Annotated in this window: 1 protein-coding gene; it reads left to right on the top strand. The window is 55.4% G+C overall.

The window, feature by feature from the left end; translation table 11 throughout:
* The first annotated feature begins 465 nt into the window (after nucleotides 1-465).
* Entirely contained in the window at nucleotides 466-675 is a 210-nt protein-coding gene (locus E2K76_RS20140; protein WP_136686212.1) for a ribbon-helix-helix domain-containing protein, read from the top strand.
* Nucleotides 676-975: the final 300 nt, after the last annotated feature.

The following is a 975-nucleotide window of genomic DNA, read 5'->3' as shown; positions in this document are numbered from 1 at the left end:
TGGCTCTGAAACTCAATGAGTCTGGACCCTAGCGTCGAAGTTCGCGGCTCCCATGCGGGAGGCGAAGTGTATAGCGAGGTCGTCTGGGCGGAACAGCGTTGTCGTGGCGCTATGAGAAAAAGCTCGGCATCAGGCTGGTGGCGCGGCACCGTGATGCGAACCGCAGTATATTTGAGTCAGGCGGCTGGAACTGTAGATCTAAGGGCAGGGTGCTTTCGCCCAGCCAACGAGCTGTTCGAGGCGTGCTCGGCGTCCGCCTCGATGGGCCAGCGGCGATGATTGCGAGCTCGCCGCAACCGACCCGCGGGTTGCGAGTGTGTTGGCCGCAACGGTTGCGGTTTGCGGTTTGTATCCGTTCTGGACCCCACCATCTTGGCCCGGACACAATGGCCCTCATGACTTGCTTGACCGATGCGCCATTCAGGCACATATTTAGCGCATATTCTGCTTACCATGGAGGGCGCTATGAGTGTTCGTATGAACCTGGTTTTGTCTGACGAACTAAACAGCGAGATCGATAAGATCGTCTCCGCCAGTGAGACGACCAAGTCCGAGATCATTCGTAAAGCACTGCAAATTTTTCTTGCAGCACAGGACGGCAAGAAGCAGGGCTTGAAGCTTGGCCTCGTAGACGGCCAGACACGCACTATGACCACAGAGTTTATCGGGCTGTGACCACTATTGACCTAAACGCTCGTCCCGCAGAGCACACAATCAACCTGAACGCGCCACCTCCGGGTCATAGCGTCTCCCTTAAGAAGGACGAACTGCCAGGAGAGGTTAAGGTTCGTCTATTCAAGGATGTGGTTTTGTTCATCTGCGCGATAATCGTCGTTGGCGCGCTTCTTTACTATGCTTTCGAACAGCTCAGGTCTCCGACATCGACTCCGGAAGAACGGCGATGGTCGCAATCTTTTCTCTCCGCAGGGATCGGGGCTTTGTTAGGGTCAGGATTCATAACCAGTAGATAACGGT

This window comes from Falsirhodobacter xinxiangensis (genome assembly GCF_004959935.1).
Lineage (GTDB): Bacteria > Pseudomonadota > Alphaproteobacteria > Rhodobacterales > Rhodobacteraceae > Falsirhodobacter > Falsirhodobacter xinxiangensis.
The sequence above is the reverse complement of the archived record's forward strand: the minus strand, read 5'-3'. Positions and strand labels throughout refer to the sequence as shown.